Here is a 25,161-nt window from a genome sequence, read left to right as displayed (position 1 = left end):
CATGTATCTGGCCATTGAATGGACTTCCGCGGCCTTTCACGCTTGGAAGCTCTCCGGGGACGGCGACGTAACGGCCGAATATGCAAGCGCACGCGGGGTGAACTCCATCGCCAATGGCGCCTTCGAGGAAGCGCTTCGCGAGCAGGTTACCTCGTTGCTGGACGGGGTCGACACGATCCTGCTTTCAGGGATGATCACCAGCCGCACCGGTTGGGTGGAATCGCCTTTTGCCATGGTGCCGGCTTCGCCATCAGACCTTGCCGAGAAGGCTGTCTACCGACAGATGGAAGGCCTGCCCCGGCTTTGCTTTCTGCCGGGCATCGCGCGAAAAGAGCCCGTGCCAGATGTGATGCGCGGAGAAGAACTGGCAATCCTTGGCATAGAGGGACCGATACCACCCTTGGTGGTACTGCCTGGAATGCACGGAAAATGGGTCCGAACGAACGGCGCCGAGATCACTGATGTCTCGACCTTTATGTCCGGAGAAGTCCTCAATCTCCTGCGCAAGGATTCCCTTGTGGCAAAACTGATCCCAGCGACCTACGAACCGCGGCCAGAAGCCTTTGCCCGCGGCGTAGCCTTCGCCGCAGACCGCTCGGCGCTCTCCGGCGGCGTTCTGCAGCGCATTTTCTCCGCCCGTTCGCTGGTTCTCTTCGGCCAATTGGCGCCGGAAGACATCGCCGACTATCTCGAAGGACTGCTTCTCGGCTCCGAAATTGCCGAGGCACTCGAGGGCCATGAAAAGCCCGACGCCATTCCAATACTGGGTGAGAGCCGGATCGCAGGGCGCTATCGCGAGGCGCTTGGCCTTCTTGGCATCGAAAGTCCTTGCATCGTGTCGAGCGCGGCCCAGGGCTTTTCGCGCGTGCTGCCCCACCTCCGCTAAAGCCGAAGCCCGCAGCAACGCCATGAAAATTGAAGGTTATCACCAATACTGGTGATGACCGGCATACTCCTGCCCCGTAGAGAGCGCCCAGAAAAACGCATCAGGAACGCAAGATGATTGCCCAGGCCATAACTTTCTTTCTCTCGAACATTCCCCTCGTCATGTTTATTGCCGCGATCTTGATTGCGGCTCTGACGAAGCATCCGACATTTGCGCCCGAACGCTACTTCTCCTGGCTATTGCTGCTTTCGGTCGGGGTGGAAGCGCTATGGGGCGGTCTCTTTCACGTCTTTTTCCCGGAAATGGCCTCGGCACAGATCGGCTGGCAGCCCAGCCCCTATGAATTCGAGATCGGCGTTTCCGACATTTCGCTCGGCCTCGTTGCCATCGCAGCATTCTGGCGGAGCCTGTCGTTCAAGAGCGCCATCGCTATCTTCTCCGTCCTCTTCGACGCCGGCGTCCTCATCGGGCACTTCCAACAGGCCTTCGCCGCCAACAATTTCTCTCCGGACAATTTCGGCATCCTGCAGATCGTGACCGCGCTGCACATCATCATCATGCCAACATTGCTGTTCATGACATGGCGCCATCGAGACAACACGACGGCAAACTGAACAGGCCCCAAATGCGCCAGTCCCTCCGCACGACACTCATGATCACCGCGCTGGGGCTGGCTGCGCAGACGAGCGGGGCAATGGCGGCGGCCCCGGACTCCGTACTTTGCTGGTCGCAACTGGAACTGCTTCAGCGCGGCAACAAACTGACGGAAGCCGAGGCCGATCGCTTCAAAAAGCAATGCAGTTGCCTTGAAGAGAAGAACGAGGACAATGCCGCCGAAACCTGCGCCGAAGACGCTTCCCACTGACTAGGGAGCGCGCGAAAGCAGGCGCTGCAGGCCGCTGGTTTGCGGATTGTCCAGCAGGTCGGCCGGCGTTCCCTGCTCTAGGATGCGCCCATCTTCCATGAAAACGAGTTGATCGGCGACATCGCGGGCAAACTCGATTTCATGCGTGACGACGATCATGGTTGTGCCATGGGCCGCCAGGTCACGCATGACTTTGAGCACCTCACCCACAAGGAGGGGATCAAGCGCCGACGTCGGCTCGTCGAACAGCAGGGCCTTGGGCTTCATGGCCAAAGCCCGGGCGATGGCGACGCGCTGCTGCTGCCCGCCCGAGAGATCGCGAGGCCAGGCATTGGCCTTTTCGCGCAACCCCACGCGGTCCAGAAGAACCTCAGCCTCCTTCACCGCCTGATCCGTGCCGAGGCGTCGCACCACGCGCGGCGCCTCGATGATATTCTCGATGACCGTCATGTGGGGAAAGAGGTTGAAGGATTGGAAGACCAGCCCGACATCCGCGCGGCGGCGCGCGAGCACTTTTTCGCTAACCTCGTAGAGCCGCCCTTGCCTGAGGTCGTAGCCAAGAAACCCACCGTCGATCGTGACATGCCCGGCATCGGGAATTTCGAGATGGTTGATGCAGCGCAACAGCGTGCTTTTGCCTGAGCCTGAAGGCCCGATTATGCAGGTTACCGACCCCACGTTAACGTCGAGATCCACTCCAGCAAGAACGCGTGCCTCGCCGTAGCTCTTCGTCAGGCCACGGATGGAGATCATTGGCTGGCGGGTGCTCATCGGGATCCCCACAAGTCGCGAAGATCAGCCCCGGCGCGCCGCAGCGACCAACGCCCTTTCGAGCGCGTGTCGAACTGGCTGTAGTGGGCTTCGAGAAAGCCCTGGCCGATCGACATGACTGTTACGACTGCAAGATACCAGAAGGCGACGACGGCGAGCAACGGAATGGTCTCGAAGGTGCGGGCGTAAATGCTTTGGGCGGCGTAAAAAAGGTCGTCTACCGCGACATAGGTCACGAGCGATGTCAGCTTCAGAAGGCTAATCGCGGCATTGCCGGTGGGCGGAATGATGAAGCGCAGGGACTGTGGCGCAATGATACGCCGGAAAGCCTGTTGCCGCGTCATGCCGAGGCTGCGCGCCGCATCCCCCTGCCCCGCAGACACCGACAGGATGCCGGCCCGGACGATCTCAGCGATATAGGCCGCTTCGCACAGCGACAGGGCTATAACCGCCGCGGCATAGGGCGAGATGAGATCGTTGGTATCAATCGAGAACAGGGTGCCCAATCCCGGTATTGTCAGGGAAATTTCGCGCACGACGAGAGCAAGATTGAACCAGAAGATGAGCTGGATCAGCGAAGGAACGCCGCGAAATACCCAGACATAGACAAGGGCAATCACCCCCATCACGCGGCTCGACGACAGCCGCATCAAAGCGATCACTGTGCCCAGAGCCACCGAGATGGCGAGCACCACGGCGGTCAAAACCAGCGTCATGGCGAGGCCACGCAGGATTGATGGGTGGAAAAGATAATGCGCCACCGCATCCCATTGGAAATTGGCATTGCCGGCCATCGAGACGATCAGAGCCAGCGTTAGCGCGCCGACAATGACGGCAAGGGCGAGCGTGGCATATCGCGGGCGTGGCACGATGGGATAGGAAATACGTCCGGCACCGTCTTGTGGGCCCTGCCGATCGTTCATGACCAAGGTGCCAGCCTATTCGTCACGCAGGTCGTCCAGACTGTCGACGAAATAGGGCGCGGCAACCGCATAGCTGGCCATGCCATGCTGTTCCAGCACCTCATGGTACACTCCGGTTTCAAAGAGCGTAGCGAGCGCTGACAGCACCATTTGAGATGTCTCGGTATCGCCTTTGACAACGGCCAGCCCCAAAGGCGCAACATCGAAAAGCCGTGGCGCAACCACCAACTGACCATTGCTGATCCGTTCGAAATAGCTGGAGGCCGTCGCATCATCGACCCGGGCATCTATGCGGCCGGACATGACGGCCTGCACGATATCCTGAGACGAGTTGAAGACAGACTTGACCACACCCTCCTGTCTATTTGAAACGCATTCTTCGCTCAGCCTGTCGACCAGAAAGTCCGATGCGCTTCCCGCGGACACTCCGACACGCTTGCCGCATATGCCCCATTCATCGGCGAAATCCTCGGCAAGGTCGGGACGCGACGAGATGGCAATGCCACCGCGCAGAAAGACGATGAAGTCGACCTGTTCGAGCCTTTCGGCACTGATGGAGAAGGTCTCCCAGGCAATACTGAAGCGGCCGGAGGTCAATCCCGGCATCAGCGCTGGAAACGGGGTGCGCTGCAGGTCGAGGTCGACCTTGAGAAGCTTGGCCATGGCGCCGGCAAGTTCGATGACGATCCCTTCCGGCTCGCCATCTTCACCCACATAACCGAAAGGCGCGTAGTCGATCGTGTTGGCGATGGAGAGCTTGCCAGTCGCAGCAACTTCACTGGAGAGGACGATATCATCGGCAGTCGCTTCGCCGGCCGCGGTCATAGCCAGCAACGACGCAACGCCGATCCCCCGCCAGTGGCGGAACAGTCCGTGCCCAATCGCCGTTCCCCTGCTCGCGCAGTAAGAACCCTTCGAAGACTCGATCATGGCCCCGCGCAGACGCTGCATGAATTGCCCGCCACAAATTCATTGAGCGGGATAATAGACCTCAAATGACAGCCGGTCTACTTGGCCAATTGGCATAAAGCATTCAGGCTGCAACGAAATTGGACGCTGCTACCACGTCGTTCAAAATTTCGAAGGTTGCTTGCAATGAGCATAAGGTACAGTACTGTATGTTTCAGTACTAGAATGGTCCCCATGACCACATTACCAGGCAGGACACGACTTGGATTCGACAACAAGCTCGGACGGAGCAAAAACAGGCGCTGAAGGCGCGACGCAGCGCAAGACCCTGAGCCGGGAAACCTGGCTGGAAGCAGCGCGCAAGGTACTCGAGCGTCGCGGTATCGCCGCCGTCAAGATCGATGCGCTGGCGCGGCAGTTGAAGGTAACGCGCGGCAGCTTCTACTTCCACTTTGCCGGTCTGAGCGACCTGCATGCAGGGCTGATCGACATCTGGCGACAGCGCAACTGCGCACCTTTTGAGGCACTGGAACACTCCGAGACCGAAGGGCAGGTTCTGTTCGAAACGGTCGTGCGCGTCTGGGTCGATGAAAAGACCTTTACCCCATCGCTGGATCTCGCCATCCGCGACTGGTCGCGGTCTTCGCGCATGCTCGCGGCCGATGTTGAAGCAACCGACAAGCTGCGCCTCGATCTTCTCGCCCGCGCGTTTCGCGGCATGGGATATTCCGACGACGAAAGCACCGTCAGGGCGCGGATCACCTATCTGCACCAGATCGGCTACTACGCTGTCTCGTTCAAGGAATCGGTCGCGGATCGCAAGCGCTACCAGCCGATCTACGGTCGTGTACTCGAAGGGCCGCTTTCCCAATAAGGCGGCCCATCCCCTCACCAGTTCTGAGGATGAAGACCGAGGTCCAAAAGAGTAGCTCGTCTCTCCACATGCAGCCGCGGCATCGCGGCCGATCACAGGAGAGAAGAATGACACTGACGACTGCCGCCTGGCTGGCGATGGCCGCCTATTCACTGCACATCATGGAAGAATTCAGCTTCGATTGGCGGAACTGGGCGCGCGACGTCATCAAATTGCCCGTTGAATGGCCGGATTTTTACATAACCAACGCCGTCGTCGTTTCTGTCGGCATCGCCCAGGCAATGCTGGCCTCGACCATGCCGCTGGTGTCCCTGACATTCACTGGGCTGATGCTCATAAATGCCCTCTTCTTCCACTTCATGCCGATGATCGTCGCCAAAGGGCGCTACTCGCCTGGGGCATTCACCGCGCTGGTGCTGTTCCTGCCCTCCATTGCCTTTTCCTGGTCCACCGCACTTTCGAGCGGCGTTGCCGATATCGGCACGATCACGCTCGGTGTCGTCCTCGGGGCTGTGCTGATGGCCTATCCGGTGGTCATGCTGCGCCTTCGCTCGCGCCCCTACTTTCAACAGATCAAGCCGGCAGTCGCTCACTGACAGCGCAATCGCTCAACAAAGGAGTCGCAGATGCTGATCACTCGCCTGGGCAAGACGGCGCTGGTCGCCGCCATGGCGTTTTATGCCAGCCTCGTCGCTTTCGGGAATATCACCGACTACGGCACGAACTACGCCTTCGTCGAACACGTCATGAAGATGGACACCATCTTTCCGGGCGCCTCGATCACCTATCGGGCGATCGACAATCCCGCGCTCTGGCAGGCGTTCTATGCGCTCATCATTGCCGCTGAGACGGCCACGGCAATCCTCTGCTGGATCGGCGCGGTTCGCATGCTCGCCAGCACCAGGCGGGAGGCTACCGCCTTCAATCGTTCAAAGGCCTGGGCAATCGGCGGCCTGAGTTTCGGCTTTCTGGTCTGGCAGGTGGCCTTCATGTCTATTGGCGGCGAGTGGTTCGGCATGTGGCAATCCACGACCTGGAACGGCGTGCAGTCTGCCTTCCGGATTTTCATCACCATTCTTGGCGTACTGATTTTTGTCGCGCTCAGGGACGACGAGCTGCACGACTAGTCTCGTCGCCGATATATCAACGAAATCAGAGCCCTGCCGACCCTGTCGGCGGGGCTTTTCCGTGTCCGCAGAGCCCAAGTTCGGCTTTTTTCGGCTCATCACCAGTTCTGAGGATGCTGGCATGGGCAAGGCGGGACTAATCCTGCCGCCATGTTCGGGACCGACGGTTTTGCCGGCTCGCCCAGGCGTACTTGGCCCACCGCCAGCGCCACTCACACCATGCAAGGATACCGAAATGACCACGACCTATAGCAGCGCCGCCATTGCCACATTCGAAAGCCACCTGGACGCTGAAGCTGCCGTGAAGACGCTGACCGCCGCGGGCTTCGCACCGGCCACGCTCAGCGTCATCGGCAAAGGCTACCACACCGAGGAAAAGGTGATGGGCTTTTACAATGCCGGTGATCGCATCAAGATCTGGGGCAAGCAGGGTGCCGTCTGGGGCGGCCTGTGGGGCGCCCTGCTTGGCGGCCTCCTCGTCACCTCCCCGGCCATCGGCCCGGTGGTGATCGTTGGCTATCTCGGCGCCGTCGCCGTGACCGCCATTGAAAGTGCAGTTGTCGCCGGCGGCGTCAGCGCCATCGGCGCGGCGATCTACAGCATCGGCATTCCGAAGGACAGCGTGCTGCGCTACGAAACCGCAGTAAAGGCCGATGGCTTCCTCGTCATGGTGCACGGCGATGCCGCAGAGGTAGATCGCGCCCGCGCTCTTCTCGCCGCGTCTGCCAGCTCGGTCGACATCCACAATGATCTTTCGGCACCGACCGTCGCTGCAAGCGCCGCCTGACCGATGGCGCCGGTCGGCATGGCCGGCCGGCGCATCATTTCTTCTTCAGAGTTGGACCGCCTGCAGGCTGGTCCCGGAGGCCAAAGTGTCCCTTACCAAAATCCTCAGAATTGCCTTTGCCAGCTTGATCCTCGCCTTCGGCGCGGTCCCTGCCATTCCGGCAATCGCGCAAGACATGAATGCGACGATCATCGTACCGGACGCTCCGGGCGGCGCTCGTTTTACCGGCTGCTACAATGTCGCTCAGCGGCTCTATGGCCCCTATCGCATGACCTTCTGCCTCGAGCAGCGGGGCAGCTACACGGTGACCGGCGGCGGCGTAACCTGCAACGGTCGGCTCAACTGGTCGGCCAGCGGCCGCACCATCGAAGTCGATCTATCGCGAACCTCGTGCGGCAATGGCGTGGCCTGGACCGCAGACAGCATGAGCTGCCAGGGTACCGGCCTTTTCCCCGGCTCGGGCGCGGGCTCCATCATCGGTAACGCCGTGGCCAAGGTCATTGCGCCCAACATGCCCACCATCAACGGCCTGAGCTGCACCTATTACCCCAATGCTCGTGGCGAACAGCCAACCCAGATCACCGCCCGGCGCATGAGCTGACCGCTGGTCAGCATCGCCCCCGCTCACAAGGATGAGGTTTGAAATGTCTCAGGAATACGTGGCGACTCCCGCCGGGCTCTTAGGCCTGATCACCGTACGAAATGTAAGCCGCCTGGCGCTGGTCGTCATGGCACTTTTCCCCACGCTCTGGGGCTTTCTCGGCCTCATCAATGACGTCACCGACTTCAACGACACCGTCGTGAATGCGGTTAAGCCGATGATCGAGATGACTAATACCTACGGCAATCCGCTTCAGCAGGTCCGCGCCATCACCGCTCCATGGGCGGCAACCGTCGGGCTGATCGGTATCATGTCCGTTGAAACCCTTGCAGGAATTTTCGGCTTGATCGGCCTCTTGATGATGGTCCGCAATCTTGGCCGCAGCAGCGCCGATTTTGCGAGGGGCAAGGCCTGGATGATGCTCGGTTGCCTCTTTGCGGTCCTCGTCTGGGGCATTGGCTTCATGGTCATTGCCGGCGATTATTTCCTGTCCTGGGAAGCCAAGACCATGCCGCTCTCCAATCAGCTTGGGGGCATGATCTATTTCCTTCCCAATGCGCTCGGACTGATCCTCGCCACTCTCCACCGCGAAGAGGTTTGACTCTCTGGCCGGACCCGCGCCGCAATGGCGCGGGCCTTTCAACAAGGATAGTTCCCATGTCCATTTCAGAAGACGCGGCCGCCCAACTCTACCAGGAGGCAGTACGCAACAACGTTCGCAAGTCGTCGCTGCGTTATCTCATCCAGGCCGGAATGATGATTGTCGCCGGCCTTCTGGCCATCCTCTTTCCAATCATTTCCTCCGAAGCGCTGGTGCTGACGATAGGCTGGTTACTGGTCATCAGCGGCCTTGTTCAGGCGGTTGGCTTTATCTTTGCGCATCGGGGGCCGTTTGCGGGCCTGCAAATGGTGTCGGTTGTCCTCTCACTGCTGATCGGCTTCCTGATCCTGCGCAGTCCGGCCCAGTCGCTTGTCACCTTCAGCCTGCTCATCGTTGTGTTCCTCATGATCGAGGGGATTTCCAAGATCATGTGGGCCATCACGATCCGGCCCATGGAGGGCTGGCTATGGGTGTTACTGAGCGGCGCACTCGGCGTCGCTCTGTCGGTGCTGCTGCTTCTCACCATCGACACGACAGCCAGCTGGCTGCTCGCGCTTCTCGTTGGCGTGCAACTGATCAGCATCGGCGCAAGCCTCTTCTATCTGGCCTGGACAGTGCGCAAGGCAGCCAAGGCCTGACGACGCCTCAACTATTCACAACGGGACCGGTCCTGCCCTGGCAGACCGGTCCTTTCCTTTTAAGCCAAGTCTGCCACGCATGACCTAAATGCGAAATTGGACTCGCCAAATAACATACAGTTGTGTATTGTACTTTCACAGCAGTCGAAAACTATGGCGGGACGGTCATGGAATTTTCTTCGATTATCGGTGACATCTACGATGCCGGCTCTGACGGCGGTGACTGGAAGGCGGTTGGACGCAAGCTGTTCAACTGCTTTGGTGCCGATGCCGGCACGCTCCGGCTCAAGCGACCTAATGGTCTGTGGGCCAATGTTTTCGAGCTGTCGTCCGAGGGCGAGAGCACCTACGCCGACTACTACAGCCACATAGATCCCATCCGCGCCGCGATCTCTCGGATCGAGCCCAATGGCAACTGGTCGTCGGCAGTGGCAGTCGTTTCGGACCTGGTTGAAGAAGATCACTACCATAAGAGCGAATTCTATACCGATTTCGCCCGCCCTGCCGGGCAGAACCACATGCTTATTGGCGCGGTTGGGGACAAGGACCACACCGTCATCGGCTTTTTCCGCGACTCGATGGAGTTCAGCGACCGCGACAAGCACACTTTGGCAACGCTGCTGCCGCATCTGCAGCGTGCCATCCAGTTTTCCCAAAGACTGCGGAAAGCGGAAATGGACGCCCGCGTCGGTTATGCCGCCTTTGAATCCCTGCCCGGCGCAGCCCTTGTCGTTGATGCCGAACTGAACGTGCTTTTCGCCAACTCGACGGCGGAATGCACCCTTTCCCGTCGAGGGCTTCCCATCGGCATCAAGGCCGCCTCGCATGCCGACAATTCCCCCCGGCTGTCCATAAATGCCAGGGAAAAATCCGCGCAACTGCGGGCCATGGTCGAAAATGCCGCCCATGGCGGCAGCGGTGGCGCACTGCGCCTCGAGCTCGACACCGGCGAAGACGATCGCATCGACCAACTTGCGGTTTTCGTCTCCCCCCAGCCACCGCAGTTTTTGACCCGCGAAATCGAGTTCGGCGAGACCGCTCCGGTGCTCATCCTGATCACTGAACTCTCTCGTCACAGCGCTCCCAAGCCTTCGCTGCTGAGCGACCTTTTCGGCCTCAGCATTGCCGAAGGCGCCGTCGCGCTCGCTTTGCTGGGTGGGCAGACGGCAGAAGCGGTTGCCCGTGAACGCGATGTCTCGCTCGAAACCGTACGCAGCCAGATCCGCACCGTGTTGCGCAAGACCGACGCGACCAATCTGCGCGACTTCGAGCGCATCGGCGCCCTGCTGACGACGCTGTCGCACTGATCCAAGCTCACCAGTTCTGAGGATGCCAGCGAGGCCGGCGCCGCCTAGACATGAACAAGCCGCCCTGACTGGCGGCGTCTGTTCACTGGAGAATCCGATGATCATAAAGGCTCTATTGGTCCGTGCGACCGGCCTTCGCATTTCGCTCGACAAAAGCGATCGACGCCGCTCGCGCATGGCCGCGTGGGCATAACGCCATGCCCGCACAAAAACGTGCGAAATGGCGGCGTACCGTTCTTGTCCCGATCATCGGCGGAGCAATCCTGACCCTCATTGGCAGCGCGCTGCTTGCCGACCAGCTTGGATACGTCCTGCCCTATCGTTGGGTGTTTCTGCTTCTGCTGGTGCCGGCTGCGGCAGCCCTTGCCGACGGGATACGAACGGCCGGAGCATTTGGATGGCGCAATGTGCACGCGATGGCGCGGATTATCGCCGGCGTGCTTTTCGCAGCAATCGGCATGCTCATGTTTTTCGAACTCAATACCGGGGTTATCCTGCCGGCGCTGATCATGATCCTTGGCGCTGGCACAGTTGCGCGGGCTTTTCTTAATCGAGTCTGACGCGATGAATGCAAGACGCGCGACGTCACCAGTTCTGAGGATGTCGCGCTCCACCGCCGGCGCTATCAGTCCCCATAGAAATCAGGCGCCGCGCCGCAATCAGCACACCAATCGGGAATCGAAATGCCTGCCAAATCCGTCATGTCCTCCCTGGTCTCCCTGGCGAGCGCCGGCCTGCTCCTTCTGGCAGCCTGCGCGACCGTTGCAGCACAGGACAGTTTCTATAGCGCGGACGCCGCACAGATCGCGGCTGGCTATGCCGGGTCGCTCATCCACAATGCAAAAGACGATGTCTCGGTCTTTGGCGGCAGCAAATACCAGATCCTCTATCGTTCAACCGGTCTCAAGGGCGAACCGATCGCCGTTTCGGGCATGGTCTTCGTTCCGCCCGGAAACATGCCGGAGGGCGGTTGGCCAATCGTTGCATGGGCCCATCCCACGAGCGGCCTCGTGTCCAAGTGCGCGCCATCCATGGCGGCCGGCGGAACCGGTCAGGTTCAGGGGCTCGAAGCGCTGCTGAAGCAGGGTTATGTCGTGACGGCCACTGACTATCCGGGTCTTGGAACGGCAGGTCCGCATCCATTCCTGGTGGGCGAAAGCGAGGGGCGAGCCGTGCTCGACTCCATCCGCGCCGCTCGCGAGCTAATTGGCGGAAAGTCGCCACACGCCGCTCTTTGGGGGCATTCCCAAGGCGGACAGGCTGTGCTTTTTGCCAGTGAAATTGCAGGCCAATATGCGCCCGACATCGATCTGGTGGGTGTCGGCGCAGCCGCACCAGCGACCAACCTTGGCCGCTTGATGGATGATGACATCAACACGCCCGGCGGGCGCAACCTGCTGGCCATGGCGCTCTATTCCTGGGCCGAGGTTTTTGGCGCACCAATCGACAATGTGGTGACGCCGGACGCGTTGAAGACGGTGGACAGTCTCGCTCAGGATTGCCTCGAATCCATCTTCGATCTGCCTGCCCGCTACTTCGACGGGAAGGACCTGATGCAGGACTTCCTCTCGGTTCCGGGCATCACCAATATCGAGCCCTGGAAAGCCCTGATGGAAGAAAATTCGGCAGGGACACTCCCAGCGCACCTGCCGGTTTTCATCGCCCAGGGCACCACCGACAACACCGTGCCCGAAACCGTCACGGCCGACTACATGTCGAAACTATGCGGCGCCGGTTCGGCCGTCACCATGCAGCTCCTGCTCAATGTTGGCCACCTCGACACCGCCAAGGACAGCGCCGGCGACTTTGTCGACTGGCTCACCAATATCGACGCGGGGGAACCCGTCACCAACAACTGCCCCTGATCATCACAGACTTCTCAAATTCGGACACGTTCACCATGGAAATCCTGCAGCAATTCCTCACGCAAACCCCGGTCTGGGTTTGGTTTCTTCTCGTCTATCTCATCATGAAGGGTGTCAAGGCACGCCGGCCCGGCGATACGACCCTCCTGAAGATGGCGATCATCCCCGTCATCTTTACAGCCTGGGGCCTGTCCGATCTGGTTACCCTTTATGGCGTTGCGGCGGATACGACCCTGCTCTGGCTTCTCGGAATTGCAGCGGGTTCGGTGATCGGCTGGATGATCGTATCGCGCTACGCCATCGTCGCTGACAGGGCCGCAGGCGTGATCCACCGTCCGGCAGACAACACACTTCTGCCGTTGCTGCTATTGACCTTCGCCATCAAGTACAGCTTCGGCGTGATCGGCGCGACCTCTCCCGCCCTGTTGGCAGAGATGGGTTTCCGCATCGCCGACCTCGTGCTCTCGGGCCTCTTCACCGGCATCTTCATCGGCAAGTTCCTGCGCTATGTCTGGGTCTGGAACGCCGCCGCAGCACCTGCCGCGAGCGCCTGATCCGCGCACCGCGCTCTATGGAGACCACCATGCACAAGCTATCGCTTCCTACCAGCATCGCGCTCATCGTCGCCCTCGGCTCGTCGGCATGGGCGCTGGAATGCCCGGTGCCCGCCAAGATCGACGACGCCGCCACCGCGGCCAAAATTCAGGAACTGCTTCCGGCTGACACCGACCTCGACGCGCCCGATGCGCTGCAGAGCGCCGTGTTCGATCTCAAGGCTGCTGGCATTTCCGATGACCTGATCCTCGACAACCTGATCTCCGTCCGTTGCGCCGCCGTCAACGCGCAGACCGGCGTTTCGGACGACGAGAAGACCCAGCAGGTCGAGGCATTTTCGCAATCCGCCAACGATGTCGTTTTCAGCGATGTCGACTGAGCGCTGAGACGGCGGCGACAGGGAGGAGACGCAGATGTACTATGCCATGGCTTGGGGGCTGATGCTCATCATCCCCGTGATCTCCGTCCTCGGCGAAGCGATGACCACCGCTTCGCCAGATATGGTGTGGCTCATCGCCAAATGGTTCGTCTTCTGGGGCATCGGGGTTCGACTGCTGAGCGCCGGCATCAGACAGTCGATACAGCCGGCATTCACGGCGCGCACCATCTTCCGGATGGAAAGTCCGGACGCCGAGAAGCTCGTGGCCGAAATCGGCTTCGGCAATATCGCCATAGGCTCCGTCGCCTGCCTCAGCCTTGCGTTTCCCGCATTCGTCGCACCCATAGCACTGTGCGGCGGGCTTTTCCTCGGTCTCGCCGGCATAAAGCATATCGGCAATTCCGGGCGCACGCCGGAAGAGACCACCGCACTTCTGACGGACCTGATTATCGGCGTCGTGGGCCTCGGCTCGGCCATCTTGTTGCTGGTGCGATAAGTCATGAGCGCCGCCGTTATGGACCAGACAAGCCGAAAGCCCTGGCTGGTTCTGATCGCCATGACGGGCGGCCTCTCCATGGTCATGCTAGACCAGACCATCGTCACCGTGTCCCTGCCGACCATGATGCGGGACATTCCGCTATCGGCCGGCGGCGCCCATTGGGTGGTCAGCGCCTATGTGCTGGCGATGGCAGCACTGGTGGCGCTTGGTGGGCGCGTCGGGGATTGGCTGGGCGCTGTCACCGCATTTCGCATCGGCGTGATCCTATTCTTTGTGGCCTCCTGCGGCTGCGGACTTGTGCCGACCGGCGGCCATGGCGAGCCGATACTTCTCCTGTTTCGAGCGCTGCAGGGGGCCGGCGCGGCGCTTATGCTTCCGGCCTCGCAATCGGTTGTTACCAGCGCCTTCCCCCTCGAAATGCGCGGCCGCGCGCTCGCGGTCTATGTCGGTGTCGGACAGATTTTTCTCGCCATAGGCCCGCTGCTGGGTGGGTTCCTGACCGAAACCGTCTCCTGGCGATCCGTCTTCTGGCTCAATGTGCCGGTCGGACTGGCGACCCTGATCCTCGTTCACCTCGTCAAACCAGACAATCACGCGGACGGCAAACCCCCCTCACTGCCAATCGCGGCCCTGCTGGTCGCCGGCATGGCACTATTCATCCTCGGCGTGCAGGAAGGCCCCAATTTCGGCTGGTCATCACCGATGACTCTGGGCTCGATAATTGTCGGACTACTGCTGTTGTACTGGCTGGTGAACCACCAGTGGCACTCGAGCGACCCGCTGGTCGACGTCCGGCTGGTTGCAGTGCCAGGCATTGCAGGCGATCTCCTGGTGTTGACCCTGGTGCAGGCCAGCATGCTCGGCATGGTGCTTTATGGAACGCTCTACCTGCAGAATGTTCTCCACTTTACGCCGCTCGCGGCCGGCGCCGCATCGCTGCCGCTGATCCTCGGCATCGCGGTAGGCGCGCAAGTGGGTGGCCGCATGTTTGACCACTTTGGCATAAGGCCGCCCGTATTGATTGGACTGACGCTCGCCGCGATCGGCACGAGCGCATGGGCCCTGGCGCTGCTGGGCTCCAACTATCTCTGGCAGCTTCCCGGCATGCTGCTCGCCGGGCTCGGCCTTGGCCTCGTGCAATCCCCCACCGGGGTCGATGCCCTCAGCCGCGCTCCGGAAGCCGAGCGCAATCAGATGTCAGGCCTGATCCAGACCCTGCGCCAGACGGGCGGAACGATCGGCATTGCCATGACAGGCGCTGTGGTGCTGACACTCGAACCCGCGGGCTCGGCCGCCGCGACCGCCCGTTTCCCCATCGCTGCCGCCTTCGGCCTTTCGGCATTCGTGCTGGTTGTAGCTCTCGCCTGCGCCTGGCCGTTGTTGTCTCGACAGCGACTAACAGTTACCGCAAGAGACGGCAGCGCCGGCTGACCGGCACTGCCTTCTGGCTGACGTCGGCGCTGGCCAGGTCATGTGAAGCATCCTGGACGAAAATGGAGTCGAAATGGATCTGTTGCGCGAAGCCTCGAATTCCGTCGCGCCCTACATCCACTCCTACGGCCTCCTGGCCCTCTTCGTTCTCATTTATCTCGAGTCTCTCGGGCTGCCACTGCCGGGCGAAACGGCGCTGCTCGGCGCGGTCGCGCTCGCTTATGAAGGGCAATTGCCCATTCTCGGCATCTTTGGCGTGGTCGTGGTCGCCGCCGTCCTGGGCGACAATACCGGTTATCTGATTGGCCGCTATGGCGGCCGAAAATTGATTGCACGGTTCGGAAAACTCGTTGGATTGACCGAGGAAAGACAGACGTGGATCGAGGGGCTTTACGCCAAGCGCGGCCCGCTCATCGTCATCGGTGCCCGGTTTGTCGTCATCCTGCGCCAGCTCAATGGCGTCGTCGCCGGGTCGATGAACATGGCGTGGCCGGTCTTCTTCCTGGCCAATGTCACTGGCGCCATTCTCTGGACGGGCGCCTGGTCCTTTGGTCCCTATGTCGTCGGTCACCTCGCCGGCGCGTGGTTCCGCTAGATCAACCCATCATGCGTTGATCAAGGCTCGCCATGATCCAGAGGCTGCCGCCGACCATGATAAGGATCAGCAGCCCGGTGAAGAGGATCAGTTGCAGATCCTCGCGCTTGGAGCGCGACAGGTCGATATGGAGAAAAAAGCGAAACTGCGCGGCAATCTGGATGAGCGCCAGGATGCCTATGGCTGCAAGAAGAGCGGACCCCGCGAGAACCTTGAAGACAGCGAGGCCGAAGGCAATTGCCGTCAGCACCACCGCCAGCCCAAGGCCCCAGACATAGGACCGCGTTTCGCTTTGGGCGTCCGACGAGGGCTGGGCAACGACATGCCCCCGATAGTCGCCTTCCCAGGGACCGCTCATGATGCCACCGCTGGCAGATAGACAGTTGTAAAGATCACAATCCACACCAGATCCAGAAAATGCCAAAAGAGGCCGAGCCTGAGGATGCGCGAGCGCACCTGCCGACTGAGGCCGAATGTAGAGACCTGCACCAGCATCACCACGATCCAGATGCAGCCGACCAGCATGTGCAGTCCATGCGTTGAGAGCAGGACGAAAAAGCTCGAAAGGAAGCCGCTCGTCTGTGCGGTGGCCCCCTGCCCGATCAGGCTGGCGAATTCGCGCAGTTCAAGGCCGACAAAGCCAAGCCCCAGAACCAGGGTAACGCCAAGCCATAGTGTGACCGCGCGTTCGCGTCCCTCCTTGAGCGCCACCGCGCCCATGCCGAAGGTAAAACTGCTGACCAGGAGGACCAGCGTCTCGACGAAGGCATTGCCGATATCGAAGAGTTCGGGCCCCGTGGGGCCGCCGGCGGTCCGGTTGACCATGGTTGCATAGGTGGCAAAGAGCAGCGCGAAAAGGATCGCGTCGTTCATCAGGAAGGTCCAGAAGCCGAAGACCGTCACTTCGGTGTGGCGCTCATCCTCCGGTCGCGCATGGGAGAGGTTGATGCCGGGATGGTGTCTGACCTGCACGCTCACGAGTTTGCCTCCTGTCGGGCCCGGACGGCCGCGTGCCACCGCAACTCGGTAGCAGTGATTTCTTCGGCACTGATGATGCGCGTCGTCTCGGTCGCAAAACTGCGGACGATAATGGTGCCAATGACCCCGACGACGCCGACCGCAGCCAGCCACCAGATATGCCAGACGACGGCAAAGCCGAGGACGAAGGCGAGACCGCCAAAGATCGGGCCAAGCGCGGTGTTGCGTGGAACCTCGATGGGCTCGTAATGCGTCGGCCAGATGTAGGGCCGCCCGTCCTCCTTGGCAGCCTGGAATGCGTCCAGTGCCGACACCTGACGCAGCACGGCGAAATTGTATTCGGGAGGCGGCGACGAGGTCGACCATTCAAGGGTCTGCCCACCCCAAGGATCGCCGGCAAGATCCATGGTCCCCTCGCGGTGTCGGATGCTGACGACGAGCTGGATGACCTGGCAACCAATGCCCAGCAGCACCGACAAGGCGCCGATGGCCGCGACCACGAAGTAGATCTGCCACTCGGGCTGATCGTAATAGGCCATACGCCGGGCAGCACCCATGAAGCCGAGCACATAGAGCGGCATGAAGGCGAGATAGAAGCCCGCGACCCAGAAGACAAAGGCTCTTCGCCCCCAGGTTTCATCAAGCCGGAAGCCTGTCGCCTTGGGGAACCAATAGGCATAGCCCGCGAACAGCCCGAACAGCATGCCCGGCACCAGCATGTTGTGAAAATGCGCGATCAGGAACAGCGTGTTGTGGAACACATAGTCGAGCGGCGGGATGGAGAGGATCACCCCGGTCATGCCGCCGATGACGAAGGTGACGATGAAGGCGATCGACCACAGCATCGGCGTTTCGAAGCGCAGCCGGCCCCGGAACATGGTTAGGATCCAGTCGTAGACCTTCACGCCCGTCGGCACGGCGATCACCATGGTCATGATGCCGAAGAAGGCATTCACATTGGCGTCGGCGCCCATGGTGAAGAAGTGATGCAGCCAAACCGTGAAGGATAGCACCGCAATGCACATGGTCGCATAGACCAGCACATTGTAGCCGAAGAGTTTTTTCTGGCTAAAGGTCGGGATGACGGTCGAGAAGATGCCAAAGGCCGGCAGGATCAGGATGTAGACTTCCGGATGCCCGAATATCCAGAAGATATTGGCATAGTTCATTACGTTGCCGCCGCCGTCATTGGTGAAGAAATGCATCCCCAGGTAACGATCGAGCGCCAATAGGCCACCGGCGACGGTCAGGCCCGGAATGGCGAAAATGACCAGCAGGCTGGAGCACAGTGCGGTCCAGCAAAACAGCGGCATCTGCATCAGCTTCATGCCCGGCGCGCGCATCTTGTAGATGGTGACGATGAAGTTGATGGCGCTCAGCGTCGTGCCGATACCGCTAACGAGAAGCGCCATGATCCAGTAGTCGACGCCTACAGTCGGGCTGTAGCTCAGCTCGGTATAGGGCGGATATCCCGTCCAGCCGCCGGTCGAGAAGACACCGATGACCAGCGAAGCCATGACGAGTGCGGCGCCGGCCGCCGTCAGCCAGAGGCCAATGGCATTGAGCAAGGGAAATGCGACATCGCGAGCACCCAGCTGCAGGGGCACGACATAGTTCATGATGCCGAAGAGGAATGGCATGCCCATGAAGAAGATCATGATCGTACCATGCGAGGAAAAGACCTGCTGGAAATGGTCGGGCGTCAGATAGCCCTCGGCATTCATAGCGATGGCTTGCTGCGCCCGCATCATCAGCGCATCCACAAAGCCGCGCAACAGCATCACCAGTGCCAGGATTACATACATCATGCCGATCTTCTTGTGATCGGTCGTCGTGAACCACTCGCGCCAGAGATAGGGCCAGGCCCTGAGCCAGGTGATGAGACCGACGACGACCGCCCCGCCCAGCACGATGACGCCAGCACCACCTGCGGCAATGGGACTGTAGAAGGGAAGCGCATCGAGCGTGAGCTTGCCAAAGAGCATGCTGGAATTCATGGATTGTGCTCCGCATGCGGTGCAGTTGTGGTGTCGGCTTCCATGTGCGGCATGGAGCCGTGCGAAGCGATGATGGATTGGAAGAGGCCATCCTCGACGCCTGAATAGAGCCGGACCGGACCGGCTATGGTTGGGGTCGAGAGGGTTTTGAAACTGCCGCCATCGAGCGTTTCTCCGGCGTTGCGGGCCTCGGCGACAAAGGCTTGGAAGGCGGCAACATCGACCGCTTCGGCGTTAAAGACCTGGGCGGAAAAACCATCGCCGTTGAACATGGTGTTGCGCCCGTCATAGATCCCGATGCGATCAGCCATCAGGTTCAGTTCGGTCTGCATGCCGGCCATTGCGTAGATCTGTCCGCCGAGGGCCGGGATCATCAGCGAGTTCATCACGCTGTCGGAAGTCAGTTCGATCGTCACAGGCCGGCCGACCGGAAAGACCAGGCGGTTCACCGAAGCGATGTTCTCTTCGGGATAAATGAACAGCCACTGCCAATCGAGCGCGACGGCCTGAACCACGAGCGGCGGCTGGCCTGACGACAGTGGCTTGTAGGGATCGAGATCATGCGTGCGGTTCCAGACGACGAACCACAACATCACGACGATCAGCACCGGCAGAAACCAGAGCCCAAGTTCGACGAGGCGCGAGCCGCCCCAATGCGGCGTATACGCCGCTGCCGCGTTGCCGGCCCGATAGCGCCACACGACCAGCGCCGTGAGAACGATGACCGGCAGGACGACGATGAGCATGAGGCCGACGGAATCGAAGAACAGGTCCCTCGTTGCCGCCGAAACCGGCCCTGCTGGATCGAGCATTGTATCCTTGAACATCGCGTCTCCGGGCGCGTCGCGCAGTACTGGCCGCAACGTTACGGGTGTGAATGAACTTCAAACCGGGATTTGCTTCATCCCCACTTCTGGGGATGGCGAGAGATCGCCTCAGCCGAGCGTGTCGAAATACTGGCTTATCCAGAATATCTGATAGGCGAAGTGGACAAGGACTGCCCCGATCTGCACGCGACGGTCCGCCCAGCGGATGGCAACGGCGCAAAGGATCAACCCGAATGGGATCTGGATGGCATAGTCGATGCCATACCGCTCCCAATATTGATTGCCTTTGATCAGCGTATCGATCGCATCGAAGAGGAATGTGACAGCGAAAATCCCGAAGAACCAGTGGCGGCGCTGCAGGAAGAAATCCTCGTAGCTTTCATATTCGTCGATATTGTCGGGCGCGAGCAAGGCCGCAAGCAGGAAGAGCGTAACGGCATAGAGGATCAGGAACAGCGTGATCCCGAAAGTCCAGTGGGCGAGCTGGAACAGCGAAAACTCCCACCACCAGAAGAGCACAAGCTCGACAAGCATCGAACCCATCCACAGGAGGTGGATCGAGGACAGGTTTGCCCGCTTGGGATGCTGGATCATTCCGGCCACGGTCATCAGCAGCCGCGTCATCCCCAGGCCGATGACCATGCCCATGACCACGCGAATATGGGGAAAGAGTTCTGGCGATAACACGGGATCCATCTAGGCCGGCTGCTGATCGGTTGACGATGCAGCAGGGCTAGCCGCGAGAGCGGCTGGGCCGCATCCTCAGAACTGGTTAGCCCGGCTACGCCGCGTGAAATTTCCAGCCCTTCGTGTCACCAGTTCTGAGGATGCCGGGGCTCGGCTGGCGCGGCTATTGGCTGGCACACAACCTGTGGAGCCTGCTGTGTCCAAGACCGTAATCGAACATGTACTGAGCCGCCTCAAAGCCATCGGCATCGACGACATATTCGGTGTGCCCGGCGACTATGCCTTTCCAGTCAATGACGCGATCAACGACAGTGCCGAGATCAACTGGATCGGGTGCGGCAATGAACTCAATGCCGGTTACGCCGCCGATGGCTATGCGCGCATCAAGGGAGTCGGTGCGCTCTGCACCACCTTTGGCGTCGGGGAACTGAGTGCGATCAACGCCATTGCCGGAGCCTATGCCGAACACCTGCCGGTGTTTCACCTGGTGGGCATGCCCAATATGGCAACGCAGGCAGGTCGCAAGCAGGCCCATCACACGCTCGGCGACGGCGACTATGATCTCTTCCGCAAGATGAGCGACCCGGTGGTTGCGGCTTCCGCCATCATGACGCCGGACAATGTGGCCTTCGAGACCGAACGGCTGATCCACGAGGCGCTGTACCATCGGCGCCCGGTTTATATGGGCTTTCCAGCCGACCTGGCCCTGCGGCCCGCGCTAGGAACGGCGCAGGAAATCCCGCTACCTCCGAGCGACACAACCGCCCTTGCCGCTGCGGTCGAGGCAATTGTTGAGGCTGTTGCGACTGCCAATTCGGCCGTGGCGCTGGCCGGGATGCTCGTGGGCAGGACAGGCAATGCTGCAAGGCTGGAACGGCTTCTGGACATTTCAGGCCTGCCCTTTGCCACAATGTTCATGGGCAAGTCGGTGATCGATGAGCAGCATCCCAACTATATCGGCATGTATGACGGCGCCCTGCTCGAACCGGAGGTCAGGGAAATGGTGGAAGGCGCGGACCTCGTCATCGACATCGCCGCTCCGCTGACCGACTTCAATAGCGGCGTCTTCACCGCAAGGCTGGACGACACGCGCACCATCTGGATCGGCCACCACGAAACCCGTATCGGCACTCGCACCTTTCGCAATGTCGAGCTGGGCGACGTGATCGAGGCGCTGATACACCGCCTCAGCCATCGCGACTGGCCCAAACGCCGGCCCGGCACGATCGAGCATGGCATCTATGACGCCGGAGACAAGATCGATGCAGTCTCGCTCTACGGCCGCTGGTCGAGTTTCATCTCGCCCGGCGATATCCTCGTTGCCGAAACCGGTACGGCCTCGATGGGTCTTGGTTTTGCCTATTTGCCGGCCGGGGCGAGTTTCCACAATCAGACTCTCTGGGGTTCCATTGGCTGGGCCACCCCGGCCGCGCTTGGCACGGCCGTTGCGGCGCCGGATCACCGCACGGTGCTGGTCACCGGCGAAGGATCGCACCAGATGACTGTCCAGGAACTTGGGCAATTTGCGCGCCTGGGCCTCAAACCCATCGTCTTCGTGCTCAACAATGACGGCTATCTCATCGAACGCCTCCTCGCCAGAGACGGGGAAGCCGCCTATAACGACGTGGCGCCCTGGCGCTACATCGAGCTTCCGCATGCGCTTGGCTGCGACGACTGGCTTTGCCTCCGCGTCAGCACCTGCGGGGAACTGGATGAGGCAATGCTGCAGGCTCGCGCTGCGACAACCGGCGTCTATATCGAAGTCGTCACCGGCCGCTACGTTTCCTCGGACCTGGCGCTCAAACTGCAAACCGCAATGCAAGCGATCTACAAAGCCTCGTAATCGTGCCGATCAAAGCAATCTCGTCGCGACCAGACCTCGACCTTGCGGCCAAAAACTGTTTGATACGGCTCGTTCCAACCAGGAGAGCGCCGTGGCACTTTTTGCCGTGAGTTTCATGCTTGAAGACGGAAGCGACTACAATGATCGCTACGCCGCGCTGACCAAAGCAATCGAACAAGCCGCCGATGGCGACGTTTGGTCGGAAACCTCGTCCTTCTATCTCGTGAGCTCGACCCGAAATTCGGTTGGCCTGAAAGACGAGATCACGACGGCAGTCGCGCTGCAGGATGGCGACGTGTTGCTGGTCATCAATCTCAGCAAGACCAAGGGTCACGCCACCAGCGGGCTCGCAAAAAAGACCCTGTTCAAAAAGCTGATCGAACAGCGCTAGCCAGCCGTGGCGGGCCGGGCTCTGCCTTCACACCGCTTCGACGTCGGCGAGAGAGGTTTGCGACTGCTTCACCGCCACGACTACTTCGACCCGGCTCCTGACCTTCATCTTGTGCATAAGGCTGGTCATGTAGTGCTTGACGGTCTGCTCGGTGAGATCGAGCGTTCTGGTGATCTCTCTATTGGTCTGGCCGAAGAGGAGCTGTCCAACGATCTGCTTCTCCCGCCGGCTGAGGCTGAAAATGGCGCCCGGCGGGGCCGCCGACTGCCGTGCGCGCATGGCGCTCATGACCTCCGCCGAGAATTTTTTCGAGATGACCAGCTCGTCGCGCGCCCGGATCGCCCCAAGCAATTCTTCGATCGGGTCGCTCTTGAGGACGAATCCGGTTGCGCCGGCTTCGAGCGCTTTCACCGCTGAATCGACACTGCAATAAGCGGTGTAGACGATGGAGCGCGTCACACTATTGGTGCGGGTGATTTCCGAGATGGTCTGGAAGACATCGCCGGGCGTCGACAGGTCAAGAATGGCGACGTCCGGCTTGTTCTGGTTGATGAGATCGAGGCTCGACTTGGCGCAACTCGCCTGCCCAACCACGTCCAGATCTTCCTGTCTCGCCAAAAGGTCCTTCACGCCTTGGAGGAATACCGGGTGGTCGTCGGAAACGGTGACGGTACTGACGCGATACTGGTTAGGCATCATTCCTCGCGGAAGGCGCGGGTGATCTGGTCGGTGAAGGGCTTCGCGAAATAGGCGATGGCCACCTGCTCTTCGGTTTGCACGAAGACTTCCACCGGCATGCCGGGAACAAGGCCGGTGGGGCCAAGTTGTGCGAGATCGTCGGTGGGGTCGGCTTCGGCAAGATAGTAGCTCTGGCCGCTCTGAGGGTCGGTGGTCGCCGCGGCTGAAATTCGCGTCACAACGCCGGCGATTTCGGGCGTCGTGCGCTGGTTGAACGCCGAGAAACGGAGTTTGACCGGCTGCCCCAGGCGCAACTGGTCGATGTCATTGGTTGCGAGACGGAACTCGATCTTGAGGTCCGCGTCGGTGGGCACGATGGTCATCAGTTTTTCAGCGGGGGTAATCACGCCGCCAAGAGTGGTCACAGCGACCTCGTTGACCGTGCCGCTGACCGGAGAACGGATTATGGTGCGAGCCTGGCGGGCGTCGACCTCGGTCAGACGATCGTGGAGTTCTGCCAGGCGAGCGTCGACAGTACGCAGTTCACGCAGGGCCTCCATCCCGCCGGTCTGGTCAATGGCGAGAATCTGCAGCTCGATTTCGCTGATGCGCGCATTGGCCCGGGCGATGCTGGCGGCGATCTCGCCTTCAGAGCCCATCATGCGGGCGAGTTCGCGATCGGTGGCGTTGATCCTCGTGGTCTCGATGAGGCCCTTGCCGGCAAGCTCGCTCATCCGCGTGCGTTCTTCGCGGACCAGCGTCAGTTCTTCCTTCAATGCGTCGTCCTGATAGTCGAGACCGGCGATCTCTTCACGCAACTGGGCGACCTGCAGCTCCAACTGGGAACGCAGCGACTTCTGGTTGAGCATCGTGCTGTCGAACAATTGCTGCTCGCCCGTCAGGATCGGCGCGGCATCGGGATAGCTGGTGAGATAGCTCTCTGGGAAGTCGATCTCGCTTGCCTGCCCGGCCTGGGCCTGCAGCCTTGCCTGCCGCGCGACCAGTTCGGCCAGTTGACCGAGAAGGATCGAACGCTCCGTACGGATCTGGACGTCATCGAGCCGCAGCAGGACAGCGTCCTTGGCGACAACGTCGCCCTCGCGCACTTCGATGGCGCGGACGACGCCACCGTCGAGGTGCTGGATGGCTTTGACCTCATCGTCGACCAAGACCGTGCCAACGGAAATCACGGCGCCGGAAAGCTTGGCGGTCGCAGACCAGCCGCCGATGCCCACGACGAGGAGCACGGCAAAAATGCTGCCCGCAATGACCCGGCCCCGCAGCGAAAAGCCGTCCTGTTCGGTTCGGCCCCGCTGCCTTGAGGTCGGCTTGGAGGTGAAGGCGGCGTAGGTGTCGATCGTGGTCATCACGCAGAACTCCGGAACGCGGGTTAGACGATGGTTTGTTCGATATTGAACGGCAGATGGATGCCGTCGACGCGAATTGCGATTTCGTAGAAATCGTCGCCGTCGACATCGGCCTCGATGATGGAATGGTCGATGTCGTCGTAGCGCTCGTAGCGGACGCGGATGGGCAGGTCCTCGCGGTCGCCGTCCTCCAGCTCTTCGTAGAACTCCTCGAAGCGCTCCTCCTCGGTGCGTTCGGCGCGGCGGGAAATGTCGTAGTCGGCAACGCGGATACGATCCCCGACCACGAAATCGAGGATTTCGTGGACAAGCTGCCGGCTGAGCGTGGGGGTTTCGTCGATCACGGTGAAGATGAAGAGATCGTCGCCGCGCCCGCCGGTGATGACGGTGGCAGTCGTGCCGATGAAGAAGGTGTCATTGCCGCTGCCGCCAATGGCGGTTTCCATATTGCGGAAAGTGTCGGTGCCGATGGTGTCGCCGGTCGCAAGGCCAGCAACGAAATCGACGACGATGTCTTCTTCGCTTTCGGAATAGTCGAGCGTGTCAAAACCTTCGCCGCCATCGACATGATCGTCGCCGGAACCGGGGGCAACCGTGTCGTCGCCTTCATCCGCGTCGATAATGTCGTTACCGGTGCCGCCTGAGATGGTGTCATCACCATTTCCGGCATCGATGATGTCGTTACCGACGTCTCCGACGAGGATGTCGTCACCGTCATCGCCATTGATGACGTCATCGCCCTCGCCGCCATTGGCATTGTCGTTGCCGGCTCCGGCTGTG

At 60.7% G+C, this 25,161-nt stretch carries 31 protein-coding genes; 20 read left to right on the top strand and 11 right to left on the bottom strand.

What is annotated here, in order from left to right; translation table 11 throughout:
- Nucleotide 1 precedes the first annotated feature (1 nt).
- The 3 genes from ABW043_RS22400 (at nt 2) to ABW043_RS22390 (ending at nt 1,751) form a co-directional block, all read left to right on the top strand.
- Nucleotides 2-886: a 2-dehydro-3-deoxygalactonokinase gene (locus ABW043_RS22400; protein WP_353923410.1), complete on the top strand. Its 885-nt coding sequence runs from the start codon at nt 2-4 to the stop codon at nt 884-886.
- 113 nt (nt 887-999) lie between these two features.
- Complete coding sequence (locus tag ABW043_RS22395; protein ID WP_353923409.1) at nt 1,000-1,500, top strand: DUF6790 family protein; 501 nt, start codon at nt 1,000-1,002, stop codon at nt 1,498-1,500.
- 38 nt (nt 1,501-1,538) lie between these two features.
- Nucleotides 1,539-1,751: a hypothetical protein gene (locus ABW043_RS22390; RefSeq protein WP_353923408.1), complete on the top strand. Its 213-nt coding sequence runs from the start codon at nt 1,539-1,541 to the stop codon at nt 1,749-1,751.
- Here ABW043_RS22390 and ABW043_RS22385 read toward each other — a convergent pair whose 3' ends face one another.
- From ABW043_RS22385 to ABW043_RS22375, 3 genes are read right to left on the bottom strand one after another with little or no spacing between them, the layout of a single operon-like run.
- Entirely contained in the window at nt 1,752-2,522 is a 771-nt protein-coding gene (locus ABW043_RS22385) for an amino acid ABC transporter ATP-binding protein (protein ID WP_353923407.1), read from the bottom strand. It abuts the gene before it with no gap.
- Nucleotides 2,519-3,445: an amino acid ABC transporter permease gene (locus tag ABW043_RS22380; protein WP_353923406.1), complete on the bottom strand. Its 927-nt coding sequence runs from the start codon at nt 3,443-3,445 to the stop codon at nt 2,519-2,521. The genes ABW043_RS22385 and ABW043_RS22380 overlap by 4 nt, the downstream gene beginning before the upstream one ends.
- A gap of 15 nt (nt 3,446-3,460) precedes the next feature.
- Nucleotides 3,461-4,396: a transporter substrate-binding domain-containing protein gene (locus ABW043_RS22375; protein WP_353923405.1), complete on the bottom strand. Its 936-nt coding sequence runs from the start codon at nt 4,394-4,396 to the stop codon at nt 3,461-3,463.
- A gap of 220 nt (nt 4,397-4,616) precedes the next feature.
- Here ABW043_RS22375 and ABW043_RS22370 point away from each other — a divergent pair, with 220 nt between their 5' ends.
- The 15 genes from ABW043_RS22370 (at nt 4,617) to ABW043_RS22300 (ending at nt 15,613) form a co-directional block, all read left to right on the top strand.
- On the top strand, nt 4,617-5,228 hold the full coding sequence (locus ABW043_RS22370; RefSeq protein ID WP_353923404.1) for a TetR/AcrR family transcriptional regulator: 612 nt from the start codon (nt 4,617-4,619) through the stop codon (nt 5,226-5,228).
- A gap of 107 nt (nt 5,229-5,335) precedes the next feature.
- Nucleotides 5,336-5,824 carry an HXXEE domain-containing protein gene (locus ABW043_RS22365; RefSeq protein WP_353923403.1) on the top strand — a complete coding sequence of 163 codons (489 nt, stop codon included), beginning with the start codon at nt 5,336-5,338 and terminating at the stop codon, nt 5,822-5,824.
- A 30-nt stretch (nt 5,825-5,854) separates the two neighbouring features.
- A complete protein-coding gene (locus ABW043_RS22360; protein WP_353923402.1) occupies nt 5,855-6,355 on the top strand; it encodes a DUF2165 family protein in 501 nt (166 codons plus the stop codon).
- Between the two features lie 235 nt (nt 6,356-6,590).
- Nucleotides 6,591-7,142 carry a general stress protein gene (locus tag ABW043_RS22355; protein ID WP_353923401.1) on the top strand — a complete coding sequence of 184 codons (552 nt, stop codon included), beginning with the start codon at nt 6,591-6,593 and terminating at the stop codon, nt 7,140-7,142.
- 85 nt (nt 7,143-7,227) lie between these two features.
- Nucleotides 7,228-7,743, top strand: a complete 516-nt coding sequence (locus ABW043_RS22350) for a hypothetical protein (protein WP_353923400.1) — start codon at nt 7,228-7,230, stop codon at nt 7,741-7,743.
- 43 nt (nt 7,744-7,786) lie between these two features.
- A complete protein-coding gene (locus ABW043_RS22345) occupies nt 7,787-8,344 on the top strand; it encodes a DUF2165 family protein (protein ID WP_353923399.1) in 558 nt (185 codons plus the stop codon).
- Nucleotides 8,345-8,400: 56 nt separating this feature from the next.
- Complete coding sequence (locus ABW043_RS22340; RefSeq protein ID WP_353923398.1) at nt 8,401-8,982, top strand: HdeD family acid-resistance protein; 582 nt, start codon at nt 8,401-8,403, stop codon at nt 8,980-8,982.
- 167 nt (nt 8,983-9,149) lie between these two features.
- Nucleotides 9,150-10,289, top strand: a complete 1,140-nt coding sequence (locus ABW043_RS22335) for a helix-turn-helix transcriptional regulator (RefSeq protein WP_353923397.1) — start codon at nt 9,150-9,152, stop codon at nt 10,287-10,289.
- 122 nt (nt 10,290-10,411) lie between these two features.
- Nucleotides 10,412-10,849, top strand: coding sequence for a hypothetical protein (locus ABW043_RS22330; protein ID WP_353923396.1), 438 nt, complete (start codon nt 10,412-10,414; stop codon nt 10,847-10,849).
- A 123-nt stretch (nt 10,850-10,972) separates the two neighbouring features.
- A complete protein-coding gene (locus ABW043_RS22325) occupies nt 10,973-12,154 on the top strand; it encodes an alpha/beta fold hydrolase (RefSeq protein ID WP_353923395.1) in 1,182 nt (393 codons plus the stop codon).
- A 35-nt stretch (nt 12,155-12,189) separates the two neighbouring features.
- Nucleotides 12,190-12,708, top strand: coding sequence for a DUF6622 family protein (locus ABW043_RS22320; RefSeq protein ID WP_353923394.1), 519 nt, complete (start codon nt 12,190-12,192; stop codon nt 12,706-12,708).
- Nucleotides 12,709-12,737: 29 nt separating this feature from the next.
- Nucleotides 12,738-13,088 carry a hypothetical protein gene (locus tag ABW043_RS22315; protein WP_353923393.1) on the top strand — a complete coding sequence of 117 codons (351 nt, stop codon included), beginning with the start codon at nt 12,738-12,740 and terminating at the stop codon, nt 13,086-13,088.
- Between the two features lie 34 nt (nt 13,089-13,122).
- Nucleotides 13,123-13,584, top strand: coding sequence for a DUF6790 family protein (locus ABW043_RS22310; RefSeq protein WP_353923392.1), 462 nt, complete (start codon nt 13,123-13,125; stop codon nt 13,582-13,584).
- 3 nt (nt 13,585-13,587) lie between these two features.
- A complete protein-coding gene (locus tag ABW043_RS22305; protein ID WP_353923391.1) occupies nt 13,588-15,018 on the top strand; it encodes an MFS transporter in 1,431 nt (476 codons plus the stop codon).
- A 73-nt stretch (nt 15,019-15,091) separates the two neighbouring features.
- Nucleotides 15,092-15,613, top strand: a complete 522-nt coding sequence (locus ABW043_RS22300) for a DedA family protein (RefSeq protein WP_353923390.1) — start codon at nt 15,092-15,094, stop codon at nt 15,611-15,613.
- Nucleotide 15,614: 1 nt separating this feature from the next.
- On the opposite strand, the gene cyoD is transcribed toward ABW043_RS22300, so the two are convergent.
- From cyoD to ABW043_RS22275, 5 genes are all read right to left on the bottom strand, one after another.
- Nucleotides 15,615-15,971: a cytochrome o ubiquinol oxidase subunit IV gene (cyoD, locus tag ABW043_RS22295; protein WP_353923389.1), complete on the bottom strand. Its 357-nt coding sequence runs from the start codon at nt 15,969-15,971 to the stop codon at nt 15,615-15,617.
- A complete protein-coding gene (gene cyoC, locus ABW043_RS22290; protein WP_353923388.1) occupies nt 15,968-16,591 on the bottom strand; it encodes a cytochrome o ubiquinol oxidase subunit III in 624 nt (207 codons plus the stop codon). The genes cyoD and cyoC overlap by 4 nt, the downstream gene beginning before the upstream one ends.
- The gene (locus ABW043_RS22285) at nt 16,588-18,588 is read right to left on the bottom strand and encodes a cbb3-type cytochrome c oxidase subunit I (RefSeq protein WP_353923387.1); all 2,001 of its coding nucleotides are present in this window, start codon (nt 18,586-18,588) and stop codon (nt 16,588-16,590) included. Before ABW043_RS22285 ends, cyoC begins: the two co-directional genes overlap by 4 nt.
- Entirely contained in the window at nt 18,585-19,415 is an 831-nt protein-coding gene (locus tag ABW043_RS22280; protein WP_353923386.1) for a COX aromatic rich motif-containing protein, read from the bottom strand. Before ABW043_RS22280 ends, ABW043_RS22285 begins: the two co-directional genes overlap by 4 nt.
- A 108-nt stretch (nt 19,416-19,523) precedes the next feature.
- A complete protein-coding gene (locus ABW043_RS22275) occupies nt 19,524-20,111 on the bottom strand; it encodes a hypothetical protein (RefSeq protein ID WP_353923385.1) in 588 nt (195 codons plus the stop codon).
- Between the two features lie 187 nt (nt 20,112-20,298).
- On the opposite strand from ABW043_RS22275, the gene ABW043_RS22270 reads away from it, so the two are divergent.
- Together ABW043_RS22270 and ABW043_RS22265 are read left to right on the top strand one after the other, a co-directional pair.
- A complete protein-coding gene (locus ABW043_RS22270) occupies nt 20,299-21,945 on the top strand; it encodes an alpha-keto acid decarboxylase family protein (protein WP_353923384.1) in 1,647 nt (548 codons plus the stop codon).
- A 91-nt stretch (nt 21,946-22,036) separates the two neighbouring features.
- A complete protein-coding gene (locus tag ABW043_RS22265; protein WP_353923383.1) occupies nt 22,037-22,336 on the top strand; it encodes a hypothetical protein in 300 nt (99 codons plus the stop codon).
- Between the two features lie 27 nt (nt 22,337-22,363).
- On the opposite strand, the gene ABW043_RS22260 is transcribed toward ABW043_RS22265, so the two are convergent.
- The 3 genes from ABW043_RS22260 to ABW043_RS22250 all read right to left on the bottom strand — a co-directional run.
- Complete coding sequence (locus ABW043_RS22260) at nt 22,364-23,032, bottom strand: response regulator (protein WP_353923382.1); 669 nt, start codon at nt 23,030-23,032, stop codon at nt 22,364-22,366.
- On the bottom strand, nt 23,032-24,381 hold the full coding sequence (locus tag ABW043_RS22255; RefSeq protein ID WP_353923381.1) for an HlyD family type I secretion periplasmic adaptor subunit: 1,350 nt from the start codon (nt 24,379-24,381) through the stop codon (nt 23,032-23,034). Before ABW043_RS22255 ends, ABW043_RS22260 begins: the two co-directional genes overlap by 1 nt.
- A 23-nt stretch (nt 24,382-24,404) precedes the next feature.
- Nucleotides 24,405-25,161: calcium-binding protein (locus ABW043_RS22250; RefSeq protein WP_353923380.1), on the bottom strand; the 757-nt coding region annotated here is incomplete at its 5' end.

Origin of the sequence: Devosia sp. (assembly GCF_040509215.1) — a bacterium.
Taxonomy (GTDB): domain Bacteria; phylum Pseudomonadota; class Alphaproteobacteria; order Rhizobiales; family Devosiaceae; genus Devosia.
Note: the sequence above shows the minus strand (reverse complement) of the source record. Positions and strands in the feature narration are given on the sequence as shown.